Source organism: Streptomyces sp. NRRL S-337, assembly GCF_000720175.1.
Taxonomy (GTDB): domain Bacteria; phylum Actinomycetota; class Actinomycetes; order Streptomycetales; family Streptomycetaceae; genus Streptomyces; species Streptomyces siderophoricus.
On the sequence record NZ_JOIX01000006.1, the window covers coordinates 50,938 to 72,952 of the forward strand.

At 70.9% G+C, this 22,015-nt stretch carries 35 protein-coding genes and 1 other RNA gene; 33 read left to right on the plus strand and 3 right to left on the minus strand.

The features are described from left to right. Positions 1–94 precede the first annotated feature (94 nt). The 5 genes from IG62_RS0107335 to IG62_RS48370 all read left to right on the plus strand — a co-directional run bounded on the left by IG62_RS0107335 (position 95) and on the right by IG62_RS48370 (position 2,607). Positions 95–592, plus strand: a complete 498-nt coding sequence (locus IG62_RS0107335) for a hypothetical protein (RefSeq protein ID WP_234326323.1) — start codon at positions 95–97, stop codon at positions 590–592. Next, positions 585–857: a hypothetical protein gene (locus IG62_RS0107340; RefSeq protein WP_030798899.1), complete on the plus strand. Its 273-nt coding sequence runs from the start codon at positions 585–587 to the stop codon at positions 855–857. Before IG62_RS0107335 ends, IG62_RS0107340 begins: the two co-directional genes overlap by 8 nt. 114 nt (positions 858–971) lie before the next feature. Beyond that, positions 972–1,292 (plus strand): hypothetical protein, encoded by a 321-nt coding sequence (locus IG62_RS0107345; protein ID WP_030798900.1) that lies wholly within the window; start codon positions 972–974, stop codon positions 1,290–1,292. 48 nt (positions 1,293–1,340) lie between these two features. Further along, entirely contained in the window at positions 1,341–1,526 is a 186-nt protein-coding gene (locus IG62_RS0107350; RefSeq protein WP_030798902.1) for a hypothetical protein, read from the plus strand. A 52-nt stretch (positions 1,527–1,578) separates the two neighbouring features. Further along, complete coding sequence (locus IG62_RS48370; protein ID WP_063755337.1) at positions 1,579–2,607, plus strand: hypothetical protein; 1,029 nt, start codon at positions 1,579–1,581, stop codon at positions 2,605–2,607. A 48-nt stretch (positions 2,608–2,655) separates the two neighbouring features. On the opposite strand, the gene IG62_RS0107360 is transcribed toward IG62_RS48370, so the two are convergent. Continuing rightward, positions 2,656–2,901 (minus strand): hypothetical protein, encoded by a 246-nt coding sequence (locus IG62_RS0107360; RefSeq protein ID WP_030798906.1) that lies wholly within the window; start codon positions 2,899–2,901, stop codon positions 2,656–2,658. Between the two features lie 125 nt (positions 2,902–3,026). On the opposite strand from IG62_RS0107360, the gene IG62_RS47710 reads away from it, so the two are divergent. The 8 genes from IG62_RS47710 (at position 3,027) to IG62_RS0107410 (ending at position 6,981) form a co-directional block, all read left to right on the plus strand. Beyond that, positions 3,027–3,644, plus strand: a complete 618-nt coding sequence (locus IG62_RS47710; RefSeq protein WP_199812427.1) for a hypothetical protein — start codon at positions 3,027–3,029, stop codon at positions 3,642–3,644. Positions 3,645–3,822: 178 nt separating this feature from the next. Next, an RNA gene (locus tag IG62_RS43700) (hammerhead ribozyme type II) lies at positions 3,823–3,886 on the plus strand. 331 nt (positions 3,887–4,217) lie between these two features. After that, positions 4,218–4,478 (plus strand): hypothetical protein, encoded by a 261-nt coding sequence (locus IG62_RS0107380; RefSeq protein WP_030798918.1) that lies wholly within the window; start codon positions 4,218–4,220, stop codon positions 4,476–4,478. Between the two features lie 167 nt (positions 4,479–4,645). Further along, a complete protein-coding gene (locus IG62_RS0107385; RefSeq protein WP_051797707.1) occupies positions 4,646–4,909 on the plus strand; it encodes a hypothetical protein in 264 nt (87 codons plus the stop codon). A 174-nt stretch (positions 4,910–5,083) separates the two neighbouring features. Next, complete coding sequence (locus IG62_RS0107390) at positions 5,084–5,419, plus strand: DUF6011 domain-containing protein (RefSeq protein WP_030798922.1); 336 nt, start codon at positions 5,084–5,086, stop codon at positions 5,417–5,419. A 32-nt stretch (positions 5,420–5,451) separates the two neighbouring features. Beyond that, positions 5,452–5,724 (plus strand): hypothetical protein, encoded by a 273-nt coding sequence (locus tag IG62_RS0107395; protein ID WP_030798923.1) that lies wholly within the window; start codon positions 5,452–5,454, stop codon positions 5,722–5,724. 445 nt (positions 5,725–6,169) lie between these two features. Beyond that, complete coding sequence (locus IG62_RS0107405; protein ID WP_030798924.1) at positions 6,170–6,568, plus strand: hypothetical protein; 399 nt, start codon at positions 6,170–6,172, stop codon at positions 6,566–6,568. A gap of 122 nt (positions 6,569–6,690) precedes the next feature. Next, positions 6,691–6,981, plus strand: a complete 291-nt coding sequence (locus IG62_RS0107410) for a hypothetical protein (RefSeq protein WP_030798926.1) — start codon at positions 6,691–6,693, stop codon at positions 6,979–6,981. A gap of 238 nt (positions 6,982–7,219) precedes the next feature. Here IG62_RS0107410 and IG62_RS0107420 read toward each other — a convergent pair whose 3' ends face one another. Both IG62_RS0107420 and IG62_RS0107425 read right to left on the minus strand, forming a co-directional pair. Continuing rightward, the gene (locus IG62_RS0107420) at positions 7,220–7,432 is read right to left on the minus strand and encodes a hypothetical protein (protein WP_030798931.1); all 213 of its coding nucleotides are present in this window, start codon (positions 7,430–7,432) and stop codon (positions 7,220–7,222) included. A 100-nt stretch (positions 7,433–7,532) separates the two neighbouring features. Next, entirely contained in the window at positions 7,533–7,835 is a 303-nt protein-coding gene (locus tag IG62_RS0107425) for a helix-turn-helix domain-containing protein (RefSeq protein WP_030798934.1), read from the minus strand. Between the two features lie 164 nt (positions 7,836–7,999). On the opposite strand from IG62_RS0107425, the gene IG62_RS43110 reads away from it, so the two are divergent. The 20 genes from IG62_RS43110 (at position 8,000) to IG62_RS0107515 (ending at position 22,013) form a co-directional block, all read left to right on the plus strand. Continuing rightward, a complete protein-coding gene (locus IG62_RS43110) occupies positions 8,000–8,473 on the plus strand; it encodes a hypothetical protein (protein WP_030798936.1) in 474 nt (157 codons plus the stop codon). After that, positions 8,470–8,748 (plus strand): hypothetical protein, encoded by a 279-nt coding sequence (locus IG62_RS0107435; RefSeq protein ID WP_030798938.1) that lies wholly within the window; start codon positions 8,470–8,472, stop codon positions 8,746–8,748. The genes IG62_RS43110 and IG62_RS0107435 overlap by 4 nt, the downstream gene beginning before the upstream one ends. Continuing rightward, entirely contained in the window at positions 8,745–8,924 is a 180-nt protein-coding gene (locus IG62_RS0107440) for a hypothetical protein (RefSeq protein WP_030798940.1), read from the plus strand. The genes IG62_RS0107435 and IG62_RS0107440 overlap by 4 nt, the downstream gene beginning before the upstream one ends. Positions 8,925–8,979: 55 nt before the next feature. After that, positions 8,980–9,978 (plus strand): hypothetical protein, encoded by a 999-nt coding sequence (locus tag IG62_RS43115; protein WP_051797711.1) that lies wholly within the window; start codon positions 8,980–8,982, stop codon positions 9,976–9,978. Further along, the gene (locus IG62_RS47075; RefSeq protein ID WP_158794998.1) at positions 9,975–10,127 is read left to right on the plus strand and encodes a hypothetical protein; all 153 of its coding nucleotides are present in this window, start codon (positions 9,975–9,977) and stop codon (positions 10,125–10,127) included. Before IG62_RS43115 ends, IG62_RS47075 begins: the two co-directional genes overlap by 4 nt. 9 nt (positions 10,128–10,136) lie before the next feature. Then, the gene (locus tag IG62_RS0107455; RefSeq protein WP_030798942.1) at positions 10,137–10,724 is read left to right on the plus strand and encodes a hypothetical protein; all 588 of its coding nucleotides are present in this window, start codon (positions 10,137–10,139) and stop codon (positions 10,722–10,724) included. Beyond that, positions 10,721–11,233 carry a hypothetical protein gene (locus IG62_RS0107460; protein ID WP_030798943.1) on the plus strand — a complete coding sequence of 171 codons (513 nt, stop codon included), beginning with the start codon at positions 10,721–10,723 and terminating at the stop codon, positions 11,231–11,233. Before IG62_RS0107455 ends, IG62_RS0107460 begins: the two co-directional genes overlap by 4 nt. Positions 11,234–11,247: 14 nt before the next feature. After that, complete coding sequence (locus IG62_RS0107465) at positions 11,248–11,811, plus strand: hypothetical protein (RefSeq protein WP_158794999.1); 564 nt, start codon at positions 11,248–11,250, stop codon at positions 11,809–11,811. 88 nt (positions 11,812–11,899) lie between these two features. Then, positions 11,900–12,163: a hypothetical protein gene (locus tag IG62_RS0107470; RefSeq protein WP_030798951.1), complete on the plus strand. Its 264-nt coding sequence runs from the start codon at positions 11,900–11,902 to the stop codon at positions 12,161–12,163. Positions 12,164–12,406: 243 nt separating this feature from the next. Beyond that, entirely contained in the window at positions 12,407–12,934 is a 528-nt protein-coding gene (locus IG62_RS0107475) for a hypothetical protein (RefSeq protein WP_030798953.1), read from the plus strand. Then, on the plus strand, positions 12,931–13,161 hold the full coding sequence (locus tag IG62_RS43120; protein ID WP_051797712.1) for a hypothetical protein: 231 nt from the start codon (positions 12,931–12,933) through the stop codon (positions 13,159–13,161). Before IG62_RS0107475 ends, IG62_RS43120 begins: the two co-directional genes overlap by 4 nt. Continuing rightward, positions 13,158–14,543, plus strand: coding sequence for a phage terminase large subunit (locus tag IG62_RS0107480; RefSeq protein WP_051797714.1), 1,386 nt, complete (start codon positions 13,158–13,160; stop codon positions 14,541–14,543). The genes IG62_RS43120 and IG62_RS0107480 overlap by 4 nt, the downstream gene beginning before the upstream one ends. Further along, on the plus strand, positions 14,540–14,728 hold the full coding sequence (locus IG62_RS0107485; protein WP_030798961.1) for a hypothetical protein: 189 nt from the start codon (positions 14,540–14,542) through the stop codon (positions 14,726–14,728). The genes IG62_RS0107480 and IG62_RS0107485 overlap by 4 nt, the downstream gene beginning before the upstream one ends. Then, positions 14,725–16,872 (plus strand): phage portal protein, encoded by a 2,148-nt coding sequence (locus IG62_RS0107490; RefSeq protein ID WP_030798962.1) that lies wholly within the window; start codon positions 14,725–14,727, stop codon positions 16,870–16,872. Before IG62_RS0107485 ends, IG62_RS0107490 begins: the two co-directional genes overlap by 4 nt. Positions 16,873–16,921: 49 nt before the next feature. Continuing rightward, the gene (locus IG62_RS43125) at positions 16,922–18,217 is read left to right on the plus strand and encodes a head maturation protease, ClpP-related (RefSeq protein WP_051797716.1); all 1,296 of its coding nucleotides are present in this window, start codon (positions 16,922–16,924) and stop codon (positions 18,215–18,217) included. Positions 18,218–18,228: 11 nt separating this feature from the next. Then, complete coding sequence (locus tag IG62_RS0107500) at positions 18,229–19,599, plus strand: phage major capsid protein (RefSeq protein WP_030798964.1); 1,371 nt, start codon at positions 18,229–18,231, stop codon at positions 19,597–19,599. 92 nt (positions 19,600–19,691) lie between these two features. Continuing rightward, positions 19,692–20,129 carry a hypothetical protein gene (locus IG62_RS0107505; protein ID WP_030798965.1) on the plus strand — a complete coding sequence of 146 codons (438 nt, stop codon included), beginning with the start codon at positions 19,692–19,694 and terminating at the stop codon, positions 20,127–20,129. A gap of 100 nt (positions 20,130–20,229) precedes the next feature. Further along, positions 20,230–20,496 (plus strand): hypothetical protein, encoded by a 267-nt coding sequence (locus tag IG62_RS47080; RefSeq protein ID WP_158795000.1) that lies wholly within the window; start codon positions 20,230–20,232, stop codon positions 20,494–20,496. Positions 20,497–20,568: 72 nt separating this feature from the next. Continuing rightward, positions 20,569–21,621 carry a hypothetical protein gene (locus IG62_RS0107510; RefSeq protein ID WP_030798967.1) on the plus strand — a complete coding sequence of 351 codons (1,053 nt, stop codon included), beginning with the start codon at positions 20,569–20,571 and terminating at the stop codon, positions 21,619–21,621. A gap of 5 nt (positions 21,622–21,626) precedes the next feature. Next, entirely contained in the window at positions 21,627–22,013 is a 387-nt protein-coding gene (locus IG62_RS0107515; protein WP_030798969.1) for a hypothetical protein, read from the plus strand. Positions 22,014–22,015: the final 2 nt, after the last annotated feature.

The window sequence follows — 22,015 nt, forward strand, 5'->3', positions numbered from 1 at the left end:
GCTGAGTGCGCGCCGTTGCTGCAGGCGTGCTGCGAGACCTGGTGGCTGACCGTCGGACGCGGACACGACGCGGGGTGCCGGGAGGTGGCCGGCGATGCCGATCCGTCCTGAGAACCGCCGCCGCTACCCGGCCGACTGGCCCGAGATCAGCCTGTCCATCCGCACCGGCCGGGCCGGCGGCCAGTGCGAGTGCCTCGGCGAGTGCGGGCGCGGCACGCACCACGGCCGGTGCCCGAACCGCAACGCCCGCCCGGCGTACGGCACCGGCAGCACGGTGGTGTTGACCGTGGCGCACCTCGACCACACCCCGGAGCACTGCGACCCGGCCAACCTGCGGGCCATGTGCCAGGGCTGCCACCTCCACTACGACCAGGACCACCACCGGCAGACCGCCGCCGCGACCCGCCGCGCGGCGCTGGAGCAGGCGGGGCAGCAGCCGCTGTTCGTCGAGCCGGTGCCCGCGGTGTGCGAGCCGGAGTGGCAGCCGCGGCGCCGCCGGCCGGTGGTCGACGTCCCGGGCCCCGACCACTGGCCCGCCGCGGCCGCTGCCCTGCTCACCCCGCTTGCCACCAAGGAGACCGACGGTGCCTGAACTCCTCCTCGCCGCCGCGCTGGCCGCCGGCTACGCCCTCGGCCGCCTCCGCCCCTGGGACCGGCTCGACACCTGGGTCTGGCGCCGCCTCACCTTCGGCGGCCGGTGGACCCGCACGCGCCGCGGGCAACTCGCCGTGCTGGCCATGCATGCGGTCGTCCGGCCGGCCGCCACTGTCCACGCATGGCGGCACCGCCACGACCCGCGGCCCGGCCGGGCCCCGGCGCTCGTGATCCGCACCGTCAACGCCGAGAACCACGACTGATGTCCGCCGCCCTCGACGTGCTGCTGGTCGCCCTCATATGCCTCACGACCAGCACCACCGTCACCCCACCCGACCGCCACCGCCTCACCGGCCGGCCCAAGGAGATCCACCCCGATGCAGCCCACTACCCCCGGCGCCCACGTCCGCATCACCGTCGAGGGCATCGTCCAGTCCGCGCAGGCCGGCGAGATAACCCTCGCCACCGGCACGCACATCACCTGCCACCGCAGTGACGTCCTGGTGGAGGTCCTCAAGCCCGGCTTTCAGCCCGGTGACGTCGTTTGGGACGGCCGCCGCAACCTGCTCCGCGTCGCATCCCGCGACGCCGAACCGCACTGGATCGGGCCCGACGGCTACCGGGTGCACGACGACGAGCACGACCCCTCGCAGCTGCGTCTGATCGCCCCGGCCGAGCGGCCGACCGACACCCCCTGAACCGACCTGCCCGGCCGCGCGCGCGGCCGGGTGCCGAAGGGAACCCCGATGCCTGAGCGTCCCCTGAACGCCTGCGGATTCTCCAGCGAGACGATCGCCGCCGAATACGAGACCGACGCCGCCCTCGCCGAGGCCGGCAACGACATGGCGGACCCGTACTTCCGCGCTGCGCTCGCCGCCGAGGACGAACAGCGTGCACTCGACCGCGCTGCCGTCAGCCACCCCACGTCCTGACCCGCCCCGCCCGGCCGCCGACCGCGGCCGGGCCCCGAACCCGGAGCACCTCATGACCAACCCCCGCCTGTTCGCCCTCCACCGTGACCGCGACATCTCCGGCGTCAGCGGCACCGCCATAGTCGCCGACGGCGTGTGCTGGCCGGATGGGACCGTGTCCATCCGCTGGCGCGGCGCTCGGCCCTCCACCGTCTCGTGGAACAGCGTCGCCGACGCCGAGCACGTGCACGGCCACGGAGGCGCCACCCGCATCGTCTGGGACGGCCCCGAGCCCAACACCGGCCCGATCCCGGCCGGCGGCCTCGCCGAGGATTGCCCCCGCTGCCCCGACGATCTCGCGATCCCGTTCATCTGCCACGGACACCCCGCCGAGTGCGGCCCGGCGTGCGCCGAGGGCCACACGTATACCTACCGCTGCGCCCTGACGCCCCCGCCGATGGACCCCGCCACGATCCTCGGTGCCGCGCATCAGAGCACCGTCCACGCCACCCCAACGCCCTGCGGAGGGTTCCCCGACACCTGCCCCAACCTCCGGCCCGTGCCGGCGGACCCGCCCCGTCATGCAGGCGGTCTCCGGTGCGGATGCCTAACCGATGCCGTGCAGCAGGACACCGTCCGGACAGTCCCGGACACCACCAGGACACCGGGCACCCCGCCGCCCGGACAGTCCCGGACACCCGAGACACCGCAGGTCAACGAGCAGGGACAGCAGGACAGGGCCCCAGACACCGGTCAGGACGACGCCCTCGGCGTGTTGCTCGCCCGGCTGCTCCGCGGCGCGATGCTATACGAGGAGCGCCTCATCCTGCGCGAGCACGTCGTCCAGGTCCACCGCCGCGCCGAGGAAGCCGAGGCCGCCCTCGCCCGCGTGCGCGCCCTGACGGCGCAATGGCAGACCGCGATGCGCCCCGGCGAACCCAACCCCGCCGCCAGCGCCGTACTGGCCATCCTCGACGGCTCAGCCGCCGACCAGCACCCCACGCCGTGCCCGCCCGGCGGGGACTGCATGGCGTGCGGCGAATGCGCCCGCTGCCTCGCGCACCAACACCCAGCTGAGGGCGGTTGCTACTCCCGGATCTGATGCAGTTCAGACGCCCCGTCAGTCCTCGGTCGGCGGGGCGTCGGTGGCCTAGCCCGCGGTGCGGCGGGGCGGCCGGCCGCCCTTACGGGCCCGGCGCGTGGCGAGTTCCTCCTCGGCCGCGGCGAGGTCGGCGAGGTCCCGCTCGGTGCCGCGCTCTTTGATCGTCGCGCGGACGTGGTCGAGGAGATCGGCGCCGCGCTCCCTGTCGCCTACGACGCGCCCGTATGTGTCCCACATGCGGCGTGGGATGCGGAATTTGGTGGTGAAGGTGTGCTCTTCGTCCTGGTCGGCCATGGGCTCGATGTTCCCACACGGTTTCTTTCGCGTCACCACTTGTGTGGGTACACGGTTAGCCTTACTGTGTACCCACAAAGTTAATCGCTCGGCCCACCGGGCCAGCGCGGATCAAAGGGGCTGAATTGCAGGTCTACGAGCGCACCGAGAACGGCACCACCGCCCACGTCAGCAAGGGTGAGGGCCTGGCCGAGATCAACCACGCGATGATGGGCGGCAAGCGCAACGTCCGCGAAATGTCCGCCGCACGCACCGACGCCAACATCAAGTACACGGACGGCCGGAACGTCCGCCTGGTGCTGGTTGACGCCCCCACGCCGGAGGGGTTCGTGCAGGGCCAAGCGGTGGTTGTCCAGCGTCCCGGTCGGGCTCCGTTCACGGGTACCGTGGCCCACATCCACACCGCGCCCGGGTACGTGGCCGTGCTCGACGACCGGGACCGTGCCGTGTCCAGCTACCCCACGAGCTTCGTGTCCCCCGCTGAGGTCGACGGGGAGCCGGCGGAGGAGACGGACAGCGAGGGGCGCCGGATCGTCACCGTCAAGGGCAAGCGCTACGTGGTGAGCGCGATTACCCCGGCCCGCCCCCGGACCCCGGGGGCGAAGTCCTGGATCCCAGAGGCGTACGTCAGCTACTGGTCCGGGGGCCCGCTGGGGCTGCCCTCCGGTCCCACGCGACACGCCTCCGCCAGCGACAAGCCGGGCACCGTGGGCCGCGCCATCTGGGATGCGGTGGCCCGATGAACGCCCGCTGCTCGGCCACCACGTCGAACGGGTACCGCTGCATCAACCCGACCCAGCCTGGTCGGCCGGTGTGCGCAAGTCACGACCCGCGCCGCCAATGCGGAGCCCCCACGAAGAGCGGGGGCGTGTGCAGGCGGATGAAGGTACAGGGACACGGCACGTGCTCGTACCACTGCTGAGCCGAAACGCCCTCCGGGGCGTCCGCGGGAGGTGGCCTACCCCCGCTGATGAGGCAGACCGTAGGAGGAGATATGCGCGTCACCGGACGTTGGGTCAACGAAGCTGGCAAGAACGGTCGGATGCCCGGCCGGTTCGCCACTGCGCAGGACGCGGAGTGCGCCGCCCGAGAGTTCATGAAGAGGAATCCCACCGTGACCATGGTTTCGATCAGTCACGAAACGGGCGGTTGGCTCACCGATGTGAGCCGCGACGGGGAGTCGTCGCACGGGTGGCGAGCGCAGCCCTGAACACCCGTCCCGCAACCGGCCGGCCTGAACGGCGCCCCAGCGCCGGGCCTGGCGGTTCGACTCCGCGGCGGGGTACTCACCACACCACCGACACCAGGGAGACACCATGCCCACGCTCGACCCCAACGCCCTCGCCGAGATCAGCGACGAAGCGGGCGCCGCACCCGAGGACGTACGCCCCGGCGTACAGCCGGTCGACTACGACATGATCCGCGATTACGTCATCAAGGCTGGCGAGTTGCCCGAGGAGTCCGCCCGACCGTTCGCCAGGTGGCTCAACGAGACCTGGTTCGATTTCAGCGAGGAGCCCGGCCAGACAAACGGCGACATCATCAACGGCGCGCTCGCCTACTGGCGCGGCCAGTAGCCCACCCCGCAGCAGCGCCCGCCCGTCCCCGGACCGGCGGGCAGACCACGAGGCAGCCCGGCATCCGACCCGCTGCCCACCATTCACCACGAAGGCCCCGGCCCCGCCCCTCACGAAGAGGGGCGGGGCCTTCGCACACCCCAGCACCGACCCCCGTAAGGAGACCCATGGCCACCAGCTGCATCCGAGCATGTGACGTCGCCCACGACCTCACCCGTGCCGGACACCCCGACTCCACCCGCGGCACTGCCTGGCGGCCCGGCCACCGCGCCACCCAGGCCAGCCCACGCACCGTCCGGTGCTGGCACGACGGGCCCGACGAGCAGGCGCATCTCCACCAGTACGCAGCCAGGCTCCAGGCCCGCGGATACACCGTCACCCTTGAGCGGCGGAAGGGGCGGCGGCCAGCGCTGCGGGTCACGCATCCGTGAGCAGATAACCCACGCGTCCCGGGCCTCGACGCACTGAACGACGTAGTCCGAACGCCCCACCGTCTCTCGACCGGCGGGGCGTCGTATCTGGAGGTCCTTTCGCCGCACCTCTTGTGTGGGTACACGGTTACCGTTACTGTGTACCCACAAGGTTAATCACCGAAGGGGCGCCCGATGAACCACACCCAGCAGACCGGCACTTGCCTCCGCTGTCACCGCCCCCTCACCTCCCCCCGCTCCATCGCCAACGGCTACGGCCCCACCTGCGCCCGCCGCATCCGTGCTGCTGCCGTCGACACCACCGACTACAAGCCCCACCAGATCGCGTCCGCCCACGAGTTGATCGCCGACGGCGCGATCATCCCCCTCCGCTCCGTGGCCTTCATCACCGTGTCCACCGACGGCACCGAGACCTACCGCACCGCCCCCACCGCGTGCACCTGCCCGGCCGGCCTCAAGGCCGGCCGCTGCTACCACCAGCTCGCCGCCCGCATGCTGCTCGCCGCCTAACCCGGCACAACCCGACCAGGGAGAAGAACGTCATGCCCAGCCCCGCCGCCACCCTCAATGCCGCCGCAGACAAGCTGCATGATGCGGTACGCGCCAACGACCCCGCCGCGCTCGCCGCCCTCCTGACACCGGAGATCGCCCTCGCCCTGATCGAGGTGCTCAACGCCCGTGCGCACCTCGCCCACACGGGCGCCGCGGACTTTAACCCTGGTGCAGCCACCGACTATGAGTCGCTGCGCCTTGCCGAGCGCATCCTCGCCGCGCCTGCCCGCCGCACGCCGACGTTCCCCGGCGGAGGCTTCTGACCCGCAGCCCCACCTGTCGACCGGCCCCGCCGCACACGGCGGGGCCGTTTCGCTGCGCGGCCGGGCCTAGTCGGTCAGAAACAGCCCCACTCCCGCGCGAACATGTCGTCTGGCTCGGCGCGATACGCCTCATCTTCAAAGTCGATCGCCCCGCACCGACACTCCCCACTCTTGAAGATTGAGACGGGGCATTCCTCGTAATGCTCCCGCTGCTGCTCATCGTCACGGTTAGGCATGCGTCTCCCAAGCGGTCGTCGGCCCGGTCGAGCCCTACACAGCCTTAGGCAGATCGCGGCGCGCGAGAGGCAAGATGCACGATTTTGATGCTGATGGGACTGGTGTGGCGCGACGCCGCCCGAACCGCGTCACCGTTCCATCACAAGTCCCCCACCCCGCCACCCGGCCGCCGCATGATTGCCCCCTCAACCACCCGTGGGGGGATCACATGCGCCACAGCACCGCCGCCGTCGGCATCCTCACCGCCGCCCTGCTACTGACCGCCTGCGGCGGCAACCAGGACAAGCCCAAGGCCAAGCCGACTACGCCCCCATCGGACAAGTTCCTCGGTGCGATCGTCGACCACCCCGTCCACAGTTGGGACGACAGCGGGCCGACCCAGAAGGAACTTCTTGCGTACCCGCCGAAGTGGTGCGCGGCCCTGAAGGACGGCCACAGCGTCGACTACCTCTTCGATCCCACCCAAGGCCGGCTGTACCCCATCGGCGTGGACTGGGGTACAGAGAAGTCGGACGCTAATGAGGTGCTCGCGATGGCTGTGGAGGCGTACTGCCCGACGTATCGCGGGCGGGTGCTGCAGGAGCTGCGCAAAGGCGGCGACTACTGATCCGGTGGCAACGCGCCTGGAGCACCGGTCTCGGTCTGGCCGGAAATCTCCTGTGAACCAGGTTCAGTACTCAGTACTGTACTTGGTACACGAGTAGTGCTGGATCAGCCTCAGGAGGCGACTTGACCACCGGCCAGGAATCATCGCGATTCGACATCAGCATCCTCACTTGGGACGACGACTTCCTGTACCCCCTGCTCTACAAGCGCGACGAGGTCGCCGCCTCCATCGCCGCCGGTCTCGACATCGTGCGCGCCGGCCTCGTACGCCGGATCTCTGAGCGCATCGACGTGCCCGCCCTCATCACCAAGCACGCCGGCGAGGGAATGCACCCCGGCTCGATCGCCCAGGTGCTGGGGGTTTCCGAGTCGTACGTGTACCGGGTTCTTCGCGAGCGCGGCGAGACGCGATGACCATGACTCACCCTGTCGATGTGACCATTCACGGCCCCATCACCGCCGACGGGCCCGATGGCCGGCCGCTCCGCATTCGGTGCCCTCATTGCCGCGCCGCCACCAGACTCACCGTCTACGGCACTCTGGGCTCACCGGGCATGCTCATGTGCCCGCAGAAGCACCACTTCCCCCCGCCTCCCTACGTCGACCCGGTAGAGCTATTGCGGCAGGTTGACGCGCTCACGTGATCAGGGTGTCACACCCATACGTCCGGGCCGGCGCCTCGCCATTCGATCAGGCCCCGGTCGTCGAGCCGTACCTCGTCCGGATCCAGCCCGGCCCGGCGCAGAAACTCCAGCAGGTCCGCGATGCCGTACGCCAAGCCGGCGATCTGCCCGCGCACCGTGACTCGCCGGCCGCCGGAAGGCGACGGCGGATGCACGACCACGGGGGGACGCTCGGGCGGCATACCCCCACCCTGCCGCCACCAGCTGCGCCCCGCACCCCGACCGCAACCACATGACGGAGGCCCCACCCGATCCCGGGCGGGGCCTCCGACGTGTACGCGCTTACTCGGACGGCTCCGCTGTCTTCTTCGGCCGTGCGGTCCCCGACCCCTTGTAGCCGCGGAACACGTCCTGCACCGTGCTGAGCTTGATCTGAAGACGGTCCGCGATCTGCCGGTACGACAGCCCGTCGCCGTCGTCCCACAGTTCACGGATCAAGGCAGTGCGGTCGGCTGACCACGACTTGTTGCGGCGGATCTGCTCGGCCATGATCCGACTCTGAGCCTTGACCCGCTCCTCCCGGTCCGCGATCTGTTCGACCGCATCAAGGGCGTCCGACACGCGACGCACCTCCTCTTCGCTCATCCCGGCCCTTTCTCCCGGCGGGCCGCTTGCCCTGAGCGTAGGGGACCCCTACAGTCATAGGCAAGCAGCTGCGCTGCTGATGCACAACGGCCCCGGCCCGGCGCTGCACACGCCAAATGGGCCGGGGCCAGACCCACCCACACGTCACAGGGAGTGGATCCGCCATGGATCGTACCCACGGCCACCCGGCCACCACCGCCCCGCTCGCCGCTCTCCTCACCACCGCCGCCGCCGTCATCGACGCCAACCCCCACATGCAGCCCGACGCCGTCATCGGCCCCCGGTTCGCCGAGGGACTCCTCACCCTCACCGCCCGCCGCTTCACCGCCCCCGCCCGCGAACAGGCCCGCACCGCCGCCCGCGCCGCCCGCACCGCCGCCTTCATCGTGCACACCGCCCGGCGCGACGGAGTCACCCCCACCACCCTCGACGCCGCGGCCACCCGCGCTGACGCTGCCGTGCGTACCGCCAGCCTCGCCGCCCGCCAGCTCGCCGAGGTCGAGCAGGCCGCCGCCACCACCGTGGACGCCGCCCTCGCCGCCCTCGGCCCGCTCCCCGCCAGCACCACCCGCGCCCAGCTGTCCGCCGCCATGCGCGCCGCCGCCACCGCGCCCGCCCTCACCGGCGCCGCGCGATGACCGCCCGCCGCCCGCGGCTCCACGAGCTGCTCACCGACACCGCCGACCGGCTCCCCGGCGTCTACCCGCGAGCCATCCTCACCCCCGCTCGCCTCGCCTTCATCGCACAACTGGCCGTGTGGAACGCCTACCAGACGTACGGCGAACCCACGCCCGAGATGGCCGCGGACACCAAGGCCCTCCACCACGTCTTCAACCACCTGCGCATCAACGGCGACACCCGCGCCGCCTACGCCGAGCGCCTGAGGCAGGCCGCGAAAGCGAGGCGTCGATGAGCACCGCCAAGCTGCGCCCGAACCGGATCATCGCCGAGCCGGCCACCGTCGCACGGTGCGCCGCCGACCGGGCTGCCTCGACCGACCCGGTGACGGGCCCCGAGGCCCGCGGCGCCGCCCGCGACCTGCTCGCCTCCGCCCGCGCGCACGGCAACGAGCAGGCCCCCACCCGATAACCCTCCGGCCCGCCGCCCCCGCGCGGCGGGCCCGCACCAACGATCGGGAGCACCCGTGAAGTACCGCGAAGAGACCCGCACCTGCGAGGTGCCCCACACCGAGAACGGTCAGACCGAACTCATTCCCGACGAGTACACCGTCCGCATCCCCATCCCCCCGCGCGACTGGGACTACATCGTTCTCAACGCGGTGACGGGCGGCGCGATCGTCCTCAACGGGGTGTCGGTCGTCTGGTCCACCGTGTCCGCCGGGGCGCTCCTCCACCGGGCCGCGCCTGCGTGGGTGGCCTACCCTGCCGCGCTGCCTTTCGACGCGGCATGGATGGCGTGCCAGGCGCTGGAGTGGCTCGCGCGCTATGACCCCGACCGGGCCAAGGTGCCGCGCCGCGTCGGCTACGTCGCCCTGGCTATCGCCATGGTGGTGATCTACGTACACGGCGCGACCACCCCAGGCGCTGGCCGGTGGGTCGGTCTGGCTGGCGCGGTCATCTCCCTCATCGCAAAGGGCATGTGGACGCTGGTCCTACGACACACCGCAGTGCCGCTCCCCGAGCGCACGCAGGCGTGGCTGCGGGTGAGGCGTGGCCGGAACGGCGCACAGCTCGCTCTCGCGGGGCAGGAACGTGAACTGCTGCGGATGCAGGGCAAGTACAACGCGCTCGTAGCCTCCTCCGGCCTCACCCCCGCCGCGCTCCCTGTCCCGCTGTCCCGGACAGAGCAGGACGGCGGGACAGTCCCTGTCTCGCACGCCGTCCCGGCCTCGCCCGTGCAGCAGGACGATGTCCTACCGCCCGTCGCCGCGCCGTCGCCGCCCGCCCAGAACCCCGCGCCTGTCCCGCCCGTCCAGGACACGCAGGACAGCAGCTCAGGCGGCAACCTTCACCCGATCGCCCCGGCCGGACAGTCCCTCACGGACACCGTCCGGACAGCCATCGCCGCCGGCGCCCAGGACAAGGCTGCCGCCCTGGACTACGCGCGGAAGGTGCACGGACCGAACGTCAACAAGGACTCCGTCGTGCGGCTCTTCAACCGGCACAAGCCGAAAGCCTCATGACGCTCTGGTGGCTCCTCGCCGCGATGTTCTCCGCCCTCGCCCTCACCCGGTGCGCCGGCTGCGAGCCCTCCGCCCGGCTGCGCCGCCGCTACCGGCTTGCCCTCTACCTCACCCTCGCCGCGGCGTACGCCGTAGCCCTCCTCCACTGAGGACCCGTCATGCCCGAGCCCGCACGCATCACCCGCGTCATCCCCTCCGGCCAGCCGCTGCCCACCGCACCGCCGCCCGGGCCGCCCGTGCCGTACGGAACCTTCGACCCGCCACCGTGGCGCCCGGTCGCCCCACCGCCCCCGCCGGTCATCCCGCCTCAGGCGCCCCCGCCACCGCCCTGGGCCACGGCACCCCCACCCGGCCCGATCGAGGTCTACGTCACGCTCGGGCCGCCAGCCCCCGCCCCGGAGCCCGAGCCGGAGGGCAGGGACTGGTCCTGGCTCACCCGCCGCATCCGGCCGTGGGCCTCGGTCGTGTCCGCCGTGGTGGTACTCGGTCCATGGTTCGGCGGGCGGAGCATGGTCGGCGCCTGGTCCACGGCGATGCACGACGCCCGCACCGAAGCCGGCATCCTTCCGGCCTACCTCATCGCTGGCGCCGCCCTCGGCCTCACCTTCTATGCCGATGCGTTCTTCGCCAACGACCGCCGCCCCCGCTGGTGGACCCGCGGCGCCCTGATCGTCGCCCTGGTCGGGGGCACCGGCGCCATTGGCTGGTTCGACCCCGTCACCCTTCTCACTGGAGTCCGCCCGTGACCACCTCCACCTCCCTCTCCCTCGGTGGCCTCGCCCTGTCCCTCGCCGTCGCCTATGCCAATTTGTGGCCCTGGTGGAAGGCCGGTCACGACCTCAAGAAGCTCATCCCGTTCGGACAGGGATTCAGCCTCGGGGCGGTATCCACCATCTGCGCTGGCGGACTGCTCGGCTGGCTCGCCGGATGCTCCGCCGGCGTAGGCAACGGGACGGGCGACAAAGTGCTTGGCGGCGTCACCGGTGCCAAGGGCGGGGGCGCGCTCGCACGCGGCGACCTCGGCCACCTCGCCCCAGAAGGCGGCGCGGTGGTTCTGCTCATGACCGTGGGCGTTGTCATCGCCTGGAAGTCGGCAGGCAAGCACGACAAGAAGCGCATGTTCGGCGGGGCGTTCGTCGGTTCGACGCTCTGCCTCACGGCTGGCGCGGCCAACCTGCTCGGATTCCTACCCGACGCGATCAACGCGGCCGGGCAGCAGGGCCGCGCCATCCTCGAAGGGGCGGGCATCCTGTGAACCGCCTCCACCGCGTGGCCGATCGGCTCTGGTACGGCTCGATCGAGGTTGCCCGCCGTCGAGCGAATCGGATCACTGCCTGGATCAAGGCAGCACCGACCAGCCGCGGTTCGTGGGTCCGGCTCGGCGTCGTGGTGGGCCTCGGCTGGATCGCGGTGCGCACCATCCGGGCCGCGCCCGGCCTGCTGTGGGTGATCACCGCTGGGTGGCTGTGGGCCGCCTACCGGGCCGGGCGCGACCACGCCCCGGAGGCCGCCACCGAGGACGCTGACGACGCCCCCGCCGAGCCCCCGGGGGAGCAGTCCGCCGAGGCCGTGCGCACCCTCCTCCTCGACCTCATGGGCGATGCCCGCGGGGTGCACCTGAAGACCGTCCTCGCCCACCTCCAGAAAGAGGGGCAGGGAGTGGGCTGGACGGTGACCGATCTGCGCCTCCGTCTGGAGGCCTTGGGCATCCCCGTAGAACCCCTCCTGAAGCTCAACAAGGTGCCCACCCGCGGGGTCCTGAAAGCGGATCTCCTGGCCCCTTCCCCGGCGGAGGCCCCGAACCCGTCTCCCGAGGCGTCTACCGCCGCCTGACCTGCACGTCTACCGCCCCATCTCCCGCCGCCTACCGGCCATCTACCCCCGTCTCCCGGGGGCGTCTACCAACGAAAGGACACCTTCGATGTCCCGCCCTGCCGAGTGGTTCCGCATCTACGACAGCAGCCCCGTCGCCGACGTCGACATCACCGCGACGTACCGCAAGGAGACCAGTGACGACGATGGGAGGACGTGGGAGTACCCGCGCCCGTCCACAGGCGAACACCTGCGCCTCGACATGAGCGATGCGCTGTACGCCGGATGCTCAGTCGACGTGCGCGACGGCGTCATCATCCTCCAGAGCCCACACCCCATGGGCGGGCTGGTCCGCTACACGCTCGCGCACTGACCCGCCGCGCCCGACCGCGTGCAGGGCCACCGATGCCGAACGGCCACCCGCGTACCGTAGAAGCGACAACTATCCGAGCTGCTGGCGCTCCTCGGACCCCGCCCGCCCCGCCCCGGAACAGCGCCCGGGAGCGGGGCGGTTGCGCGCCCGGCCCCGTGCACAGCCCACGTGGCTCGACCGCGGCCGCCGATACACTGACAACGTTGTCAGAGCACCACCACCGGTCCGCCAGGGAGGTCACCCATGAACCAACCCACCCCACCGGCGGACGACGACCGCGCACGCGACACCACCGGCAAGTTCGTCCGCACACCGGCCAGCGCCGCACGAGACGCCGCCGCGGCAGACCTCCGCAACGAGCGCCCCGCCGTGCCCTACCGGGAGATCGCCGAGCGCCTCGGCTACGCAGACAAGGGCGACGCATGGCGCGGCGTCCGGCGCGCCATCCAAGACGTGGCCCGCGAGCCGGTCGAGCGCCTCATCGAGACGGAGGCGGCCGAGCTGGACGCCCTGTACGTCGAGGCGATGGAGATCCTCGGCCGGAACCACGTCACCGTGAACCAGGGCCGCATCATCACCATGCGGGACCCCGACACCGGCACGGAAGTGCCGCTCCCCGACGACGGGCCGAGGCTTGCCGCGCTCAACACCGCTCTGAAGATTCGCGAGTCGTACCGCAAGCTGCGCGGCCTCGATGCCGCCACAAAGACCGAGGTCAGCGGCGGCGTCCGGTACGAGATCGTTGGTGTCGACATGGAGCAGCTCCGGTGAGCGCCCGCGAGGAACTGCACCGCGAGATGGTGCACAACCACCTCTACATGACCGACGAACGCGCCGACGAACTCATCGACGCCGCGATCGCCGAGGCCCTGAGCATCTACGGCAACCGCGAGGCTCTCTCACGCATCCTCGCCCGCGAGGCCCGGCTCGGCGCGCCCTGGCTCTGGGACGCTCTTGCGCGGGAGATCCGTGCTGGCCGACGGCTGGAGCGCTGGTGACCACCGCGACGTTGGAGCACGTCTACGCGCCCCACGGCAGCGCCCTCGACGTGATGCACTGCCGGGCGCCCGAGGTGCTCATGTCCGGTCCGGCCGGCACCGGCAAGTCCCGGGCGTGCCTGGAGAAATTGCACCTGCTCGCGCTGGCCAACCCCGGTATGAGGGGGATCATCATCCGCAAGACCCTCGCCAGCCTCGGCAGTACGGCCCTGGTGACGTGGCGGGAGTGGGTCGCCAAAGAAGCTATCGACGCTGGCCTGGTGCGCTGGTACGGCGGCAGCGCGCAGGAGTCCCCGCAGTACCGCTACACCAACGGCAGCGTCATCACCGTGGGTGGCATGGACAAGAGCACCCGAATCATGTCTTCCGAGTACGACATCGCCTATGTGCAAGAGGCGATCGAACTGACCGAGGACGACTGGGAGGCCATCACCACCCGCCTCCGCAACGGGCGAATCAGCTTTCAGCAGCTCATGGCCGACACCAACCCGAGCGTCCCCACCCACTGGCTCAAGCAGCGCGCAGACCGCGGGGACACTGTCCTCCTCGACTGCCGCCATGAGGACAACCCCGTGTTGTTCCAGGACGGTGTCCTGACCGAGCGGGGACAGGACTACATCGGCAAGCTGGACAAACTCACCGGCGTCCGACACCTACGCCTACGCCGCGGCCTATGGGTCGCCGCCGAGGGCCTGGTGTACGAGGAGTACGACCCGCGCGTCCACCTGGTCGACCGGTTCGAGATACCCGAAGACTGGACCCGATGGATCACAGTCGACTTCGGGTTCACCAACCCCTTCGTCATGCAGTGGTGGGCCGAGGACCCGGACGGCCGCCTGTACCTCTACCGCGAGATCTACCGCTCCCGCCGCCTGGTCGAGGACCACGCCCGCCACGCGCTGCGCTTGGTCCGCCGCTGCGCCACCTGCTGCGGCTCCCGGGCCCGCGCGCACGACTGCCACATCTGCGAGGACTGCCACCTGGTGTGGGCCGAGCCCAAGCCGCGGGCCGTCATCTGCGACCACGACGCCGAGGACCGCGCCACCCTCGAAAGGCACCTCGACATGGGCACCAGCGCGGCCAAGAAGACGGTGTCAGACGGCATCCAGGCGGTGCAGGCACGGTTCAAGGAGGCCGGCGACGGCCGGCCGAGGCTCTTCATACTGCGGGACGCCGTGGTCGAACGGGACGCCGCCCTGGCCGACGCCAAGAAGCCGACCTCCACAGAGGAGGAGTTGGGCGGCTATGTGTGGGACCAGCAGCCCGGCAAACAGCCGAAAGAGCAGCCGCTCAAGGTCGACGATCACGGCATGGACGCCATGCGCTACATGGCCGCCGAACTCGACCTCGGCGGACGACCCCGAATGAGGTGGGTGCGATGAGCCCGATCAGAAAACTCGGCCCCCTCTGGGGACGTGCACGCAGCACGCTGCTGACCCTCGCAGGGTTCGGCGGCCTCACCGCCGCCGCCTGGACGGTGGCCCTGCCGCTCGGCCTCGCCGTCGGTGGCCTGAGCTGCTTTGCGCTGGAGTACCTGACCGCTGACGACTCTGGGAGGACACGATGAGGTCTCCCCTCGGCGCACTGCTCAACAAGGCGGCAGGCGGGCCTCCGGTGCCGTTCGTCTCCCGCGGTACCAGAACCGTCCCGTTCATGCGCCGCCGCGACGCTGAGCAGCAGATGGCTGCCATGGGCGCGGTGGGCACTCTGTTCGCCATTGTCCAGCGCACCTCGACCGCGGTTGCCGAGGTCGAGTGGAAGCTGTGGCGTACGGCCAAGAACGGCAACCCGGACGAGCGGACTGAGGTCACCTCTCACGCCGCGTTGGACCTGTGGAACAAGCCCAATCCGTACATGCCGCGGCATGAGTTCGTGGAGACCTTCGAGCAGCACCTCGACCTCACCGGCGAGGGCTGGTGGGTCATCGCCCGGGACCCGCGGTTCTCCATCCCGCTGGAGCTGTGGCCGGTGCGCCCGGACCGGATGGAGCCGATCCCGGACCCCGTGGAGTTCCTCACCGGATACCTGTACCTGGGCCCATCGGGCGAGCGGGTGCAGCTGGGCCGGGATGAGGTGGTGCAGTTGCGCACCCCGAACCCGCTGGATCCGTACCGCGGGATGGGGCCGGTGCAAAGCATGCTCGCCGACCTGGACGCGACCCGCTATTCGGCCGAGTGGAACAGGAACTTCTTCCTCAACTCGGCCGAGCCCGGCGGAATCGTCGAGGTCGAGAAGCGCCTGTCCGACGCCGAGTTCGACGAGTTCACCGCGCGGTGGGGGGAGCAGCACAAGGGCACCGCGAACGCGCACCGCGTGGGCCTCCTCGAAGGCGGCATGAAGTGGGTCGACCGCAAGTACACGATGCGGGACATGCAGTTCGCCGAGCTGCGGAACGTCGGCCGGGAGGTCATCCGCGAGGCGTTCGGCATGCCCAAGGGGATGCTCGGCACCGTCGATGACGTCAACCGGGCGAACGCCGAGGCCGGCGAGGTCATGTTCGCCCGGTACCTGGTGGTGCCTCGCCTCGACCGGATCAAGGCCGCGCTCAACCACGACCTGCTGCCGCTGTTCGGGCCGACGGCCAGGGGCCTGGAGTTCGACTACGTCAACCCGGTGCCGGCGGACCGTGAGCTGGAGGCGAAGGAACTCACGTCGAAGGCCGAGGCCGCACGCAACTTGATCGAGGCGGGCGGGTACGGGCCGGAAGTGCTCGCCGCGGTGGGCCTGCCTGAGTTCGCGTTCGGTCGACCGGACGCGGACCCGGATAAGGAGCTGCTGATCAAGCTGGTGACGGCCGCGCCGGCGGCGTTGGCCGGGACCATCCTGCCGCTGCTCGGCATCGAGGTGCCCCCGCCGCCGGCCCCCGCGGCCCCGGAGCCGGCACCGGCACCGCCGGCTGCCCGGAACAGTCTGTCCGTGTTCGACCTCGCCCGGGCCCGCGCCCCACACCGGCCCGCACTCCGCGCGCAGGACCAGGCCGAGGATGACGACGGCCTCGACGCCGCACGGGCCGCCCTGGACGACGCCCTCGACCAACTGCTCGACGACTGGCAGGACATCAGCGCCGACCAGCGCGACGCCCTGATCGAGCAGGTGCGCGCCGCGGTCGAGGACGGCGACACCGAAGCGCTCAGCGCGCTCACGGCCAGCAGCGAGGCGGGCGCCGCGGCGCTCACCGCGGCCATGGCCGCCCTGTGGGGGACGGCGGCCGGGCAGGTCGTGGCGGAGGCGTCCGCGCACGGTGCCACCGTCGAGGAGCCGGAGGCGCCCGAGGAGCAACTCGGCGCAGTGGCCGGGGCGGTGGCCGCGCTGCTCGCGGCGGGGCTGGCGGCGGCGGCCGGCCGTGAGGCGCTGCGGCTGATGGTGCCGGGCGCGGTGGCGGCGGAGGTGGCCGAGCAGGTGCGCGCGTTCCTGGTGGCGCTGTCGGATCGTCCGTTGCGGGATGCGCTCGGCGGCGCGCTCCACCGGGCCCTGAACGGGGCGCGGTTGGCGGTGTGTGCGCTGGCGCTGGAGGCCGTGCCAGGGGCATCGCTGGTTGCGGCGGAGCGGCTGGACGCCAATCGGTGCGCGCCGTGCTCGGCCGTGGACGGGCGGGTGTTCAGCGGTCTGGCGGAGGCTCAGGCGGCGTACGGGACGGGCGGGTACCGGGAGTGTCTGGGGGGTGTGCGGTGCAGGGGCACCGTTGCTATCCGGTGGGATGGTGCACAATGAGTTCTGACAACGTTGTCATCGTTGTGGTTGAGCGGTTGGGGAGGCCCTGATGCACGGCAAGATGAGGTCAACTCGTCCCGTCGCGTCGCTGCGTCAGGGCCGCACCGACTGGTACCGCATCACCAACCTCGGGCAGTCCGCTGCCGAGGTCGTCATCTACGACGAGATCGGTTATTTCGGGGTCACCGCCGAGGACTTCATGTCCGAACTCCGCGACCTCGACGTCTCGGCCATCACCCTCCGCGTGAACAGCCCCGGGGGCGAGATCTTCGACGGCATCGCCATCCACAACCTGCTTCGCAGCCACCGAGCATACGTCACGACCTACGTGGATTCCCTGGCCGCATCCATCGCTTCCGTCATCGCCCTCGCTGGTGACCGGGTCATCATGCAGCCGCACTCACAGATGATGATCCACGACGGTTCCGGGCTCGCCATCGGCAATGCGTCCGACATGCGCGAGACCGCCGACCTCCTCGACCGACAGAGCGACAACATCGCGGGCATCTACGCCGAGCGAGCCGGCGGCACGCCCGAGGAGTGGCGCGAGCGGATGCGCGCAGAGACCTGGTACACGGCGGCCGAGGCGGTAGCCGCCGGCCTGGCCGATGAGGTGGCCGAGACCCGGCAGCGTCCCGACGCTGAACCGGACCAGCCCGAACCGGCGCTGGCCAACAGTTGGGACCTGTCCCTGTTCCGCTACGCCGGCCGCTCGCAGGCTCCGGACCCGGCCGTCCCTGCGCCGGTCGACACGGCGAGCAGCGTGCACCACACGGCCACCGAGGACAGCTCTTGGGACGGCCCGGCGGCGGTCGCCAAGATGCCCAACGACGGCACAGTGCTGAAGGCCACCCACGCGTGGCGAGACCCCGACGGCGACCCGGACGCCAAGGCCACCTACAAGTTCCCGCACCACCGGGAGAAGGGCGGGGCGGCGAACCTCGCGGCATGCCGCAACGGTCTCGCCCGGCTCGACTCCGCGGACGTCCCCGACGGGGAGCGCGCGGGCGTCCGGGCGCACCTGGAAGCCCACCTCTCCGACGGCAACGCCGAGGACCGGGCCGACACCGAGTTGACCGCGTCCGCCGCCGACGGGACACCCGCGGGACAACCGGACGCCACTGTCCCGGACACGGCCACCGCCCAGGACACCAAGCCTCCGACCAGCGAGGACACCGTCCAGGACGTGTCCCGCAGCGAGGACACCCCCGCCGACGACCCCACCGGTGACGACGACTGGGCGGCGATGACCGCCCGCCTGATACCCGACGACGCGGACGACTGGTCAGCGCTCGTCTCCAACCTGACCACCGATCCCGCGTCGTCCAGCGCGGCGGACGCCTGAGGAGGCAACCAGTGGCACCCACAACGACCGTCCCGCGCAACGCCACGGAGCTGGCGGAGATGCTCGCCGACCCGGCCAAGCTGAAGCAGGTGATGGAGAACCGGGAGTCCCTCGCCGAGTTCATCAACGCCTACGCCACGAACCAGCAGAGTGAGGGCACCGAGCTGAACCGGCTGGTGGCCGAGGAGACGCAGAAGGTGTTCGCGCAGATGCTGCGCGACAACGGCATGACCCCGGGCAAGAACGACGTCAAGCGCCTCGACCTCGACCCGCAGAACAAGCGCGCGGGCAAGTCCGCGAACATGCTGACCTCCCACCGGCAGGGCACCGCCCACAACCCGTCCGCCCCGGGCGCGGCCGTGGACCAGCACTTCACCAACGGCATCGACTACGTACGGACGATCTGGCACAAGAACACGAGCAACGACATCGGCGAGAAGCTCGCCGCGCTCCGCAACGCCGCGGGCAGCGTGTCCCCTGCGGACGGCGGGTTCCTGGTCCCGGAGACGCTGCGTTCCCAGCTGATGGAGATCGCCCTCGAACAGTCGGTAGTCCGGCCGCTGGCGACCGTCGTGCCGATGGAGTCGCCGCGCGTCCCCTTCCCGATGATCGACAGCACCACCAACGCCGGCTCCGTGTTCGGCGGGATGGTCGCCTACTGGGGCGAGGAGGGCGCCGCCCTCCAGGACGCCAACCCGAAGTTCGGCCGCATCACCCTGGACGCGAAGAAGCTGACGGGCCTCTCGGCCGTGCCGAATGAGCTGCTCCAGGACTCCATCACCAGCTTCGCCGCGCTGCTGGAGCGACTTTGGCCGCAGGCCCTCGCGTTCGAGGAGGACGCCAAGTTCATCGGTGGCTCGGGCGTCGGCGAGCCGCTCGGGTTCCGTGGCGCGGGCAACCCGGCCGCGGTCGCGGTGACTCGCACCACCGCCAACAAGATCAAGTTTGAGGACATCGTGGGTATGTACGCGCGGATGCTGCCGAGCAGCCTTTCGCGCGCCGTGTGGACCTGCTCCCCGGACGCTCTCCCGCAGCTGCTCACCATGTCGCTGACCGTCGGCACCGGCGGCAACTCGGTGTTCGTGGTCAACGCCGCCGGGCCCGCGCCCATGACGATCTTCGGTCGGCCGCTCATCATCACCGAGAAGGGCGGCACCCTCGGTGCCCGCGGTGATCTGGCCTTCACCGACCTCTCGTACTACCTCGTCGGCGACCGCCAGACCATGAGCGCCGACAGCAGCACCGACTACAACTTCGGCTCCGACAAGACGACTTTCAGGATCATCCAAAGGGTCGACGGCCGCCCCTGGCTCCAGTCCGCCATCACCCCGCAGAACGGCAGCAGCAACACGCTGTCCCCGTTCGTCGAACTGGCCGCGTAACTCCCAGGTCGGCGGCGGCATTCGCACCCCGCCGCCGGCCACCAACCACCCGGCAGTGTCGCCCCGGGGCGGCAACCAGACAGGAGAACCGCATGTCACAGAAGGCCCTCGGAAGGCTCTTCAACACCGTTCCCGCCGCTGACGGAGCGTGGGTCAGCCTGCGCCAGGCCGCGGGCATCAGCTTCCTCTGCTACCTCGCCGGCGGCGTCGGCGACACGTACACCCTGCAGGAAGCCAAGGACGCATCCGGCACCGGCGCGCAGAACCTCGCCTGCATCGCCGAGTACCACACGAGCACCGGCAACGGCTCGGACACCTGGACCCGGCGCACGCAGGCAGCAGCGGCCACCGTCGTCACTGCCGCGTCCGCCGTACAGAACGCGGCGGTCGTCGAGGTCGAGGGCACCAGCCTCAGCGATGGATACCGGTACGTGAAGCTCACGTCCACCGGCGCGGGCACTGTGAACGCCGTCACCCGGGACCTCACCGCGGGCCGGGCCCCGGCCAACCTGCCCGCGCTCGGAGTCTGACGTGGTCTGGGTCTGCAAGGACTGCACCGCACGCTACGCCGTCGGCGCGCCCCGCTGTCCGCAGTGCGGGAGCACCGAGCGCGTCGAGGAAGGAGAGCACATGCCGAAGATCACCGTTCACGGCGGGCCGTCCATCGACACCGAGGGGAGTGAGGAGTCATCTCCTGGGAGCAGCTCCTCTACGTCTACCGAGACGCCGCAGAAGAGCGACGGCGACAGTTCGACGAACCGCCGGTCGCCTGCCCGAACGACGGCGAGCCGCTCGAAGAAGGGCCAGACGGGCAGCTCTTCTGCCGATTCGACGGATGGCGGCCAGGCGGCCGGAAGGTCGGCCAGTGACGCAAAAGGCAGCGGCAGGTCCGACTGACAGCAGCCAGCCAACGGATACGCCGTCCCGGCCGAACACTCCCAACCAGCAGAGAGAGGGGGTCTGAGAGACATGGGCATCTGGTACGCCACCCGCGAGGACGTCAAACAGGCCCTCGACGCGAAGGAGACCGCGCGCAACAACGCGCAGGTCGACCGTGCCATCAGTGCGGCCTCGCGCTCCGTCGATGGCTTGTGCCACCGGACCTTTTACCCGCAGCAGGCCACCCGCTCGTGGGACTGGCCGGCAGCGCCGGGCCCGCGGCCGTGGCGGCTGTGGCTCGACGCCAACGAGCTGATCTCGCTGGATTCCCTCACGTCCGGTGGCCGTGCCATCGACACGGCAGACGTCCTCCTCGAACCGAACCAGTACGGGCCGCCGTACAACCGGATCGAGCTGAACATCAGCAGCAACTCGACCTTCGGTGGCGGCCCCACTCCTCAGCGCGACATCGTTGGCTTCGGCCTCTTCGGCTACCGCGACGACAGCACTGCCGTTGGCACCCGCACTGGGCTCGGCGCGTCGGAGACGACGCTGACCGTGGACGCCGCCGCATCCGCCGCGCTCGGCGTCGGCAGTCTCCTCCGGCTCGATGACGAGCGCCTTACCGTCACCGGCCGCAGCATGGCCGACACTGGCCAGACCATCACGGCCGACCTCGACCAGCAGATGAAGACGGTCATGGTCCCGGTCGCCGACGGCAGCGAGTTCGCCCAGACCGAGACGATCCTCATCGACGCCGAGCGCATGCGCGTCGAGGAGATCGCCGGGAACAACCTCATCGTCCGCCGCGCCTGGGACGGTAGCCCCAATGCCCCGCACAGCAGCGGCGCGGTCATCTACGCCCCGCGGGCCCTGCGGGTTGAGCGCGGCGTGGTGGGGACGACGGCTGCCGCGCACACCGCGGGCGGCAGTGTCCTGCGCTGGGACCCTCCGCCGTTGGTCCGGCAACTGACCATCGCCGAGGCGGTGTGGATCATCGCGTTCGAGTCAGCCGGCGGCGCCCGCGTGCTGCGGTCCGGGGAGAGCGGCAAGGAAGGCAAGCCGGACCTCGGGGCGCTGCAGGCGCTGCGGGATGCCACGTACGACGAGCACGGCCGTAAGGCCCGTACGAGGGGGGTGTGAGCGGCATGGGCGTGGAAGTGCGCTGTGAAGGTCCGCTGTTCGACGGCCGGGCCGAGCGGGCGATCCAGGACGCGGCGAACGACGCCCGGGACGACGTGTCCCAGTTCGCCGAGGAGCACGTGCTCGCCCTCACCGGCCAGTACTTCCGGCACCCCTCCGGCTACTACGAGTCTCACATCATGACCACCCGGGTCAGCGCGGACGTGGACCTGGTCCACGACCAGGGCGTGGTGTACGGGCCCTGGTTGGAGGGCGTCGGCAGCCGCAACGCGCCCGCCACCCGGTTCGCCGGATACGGGCACTGGCGACAGACCAAGCAGCTCGTCGAGGCCCGTGGGCCCGAGATCGCCGAGCGCGCCGTACGGCGTCACCTGCCCGAGATGGGCGGGTGACA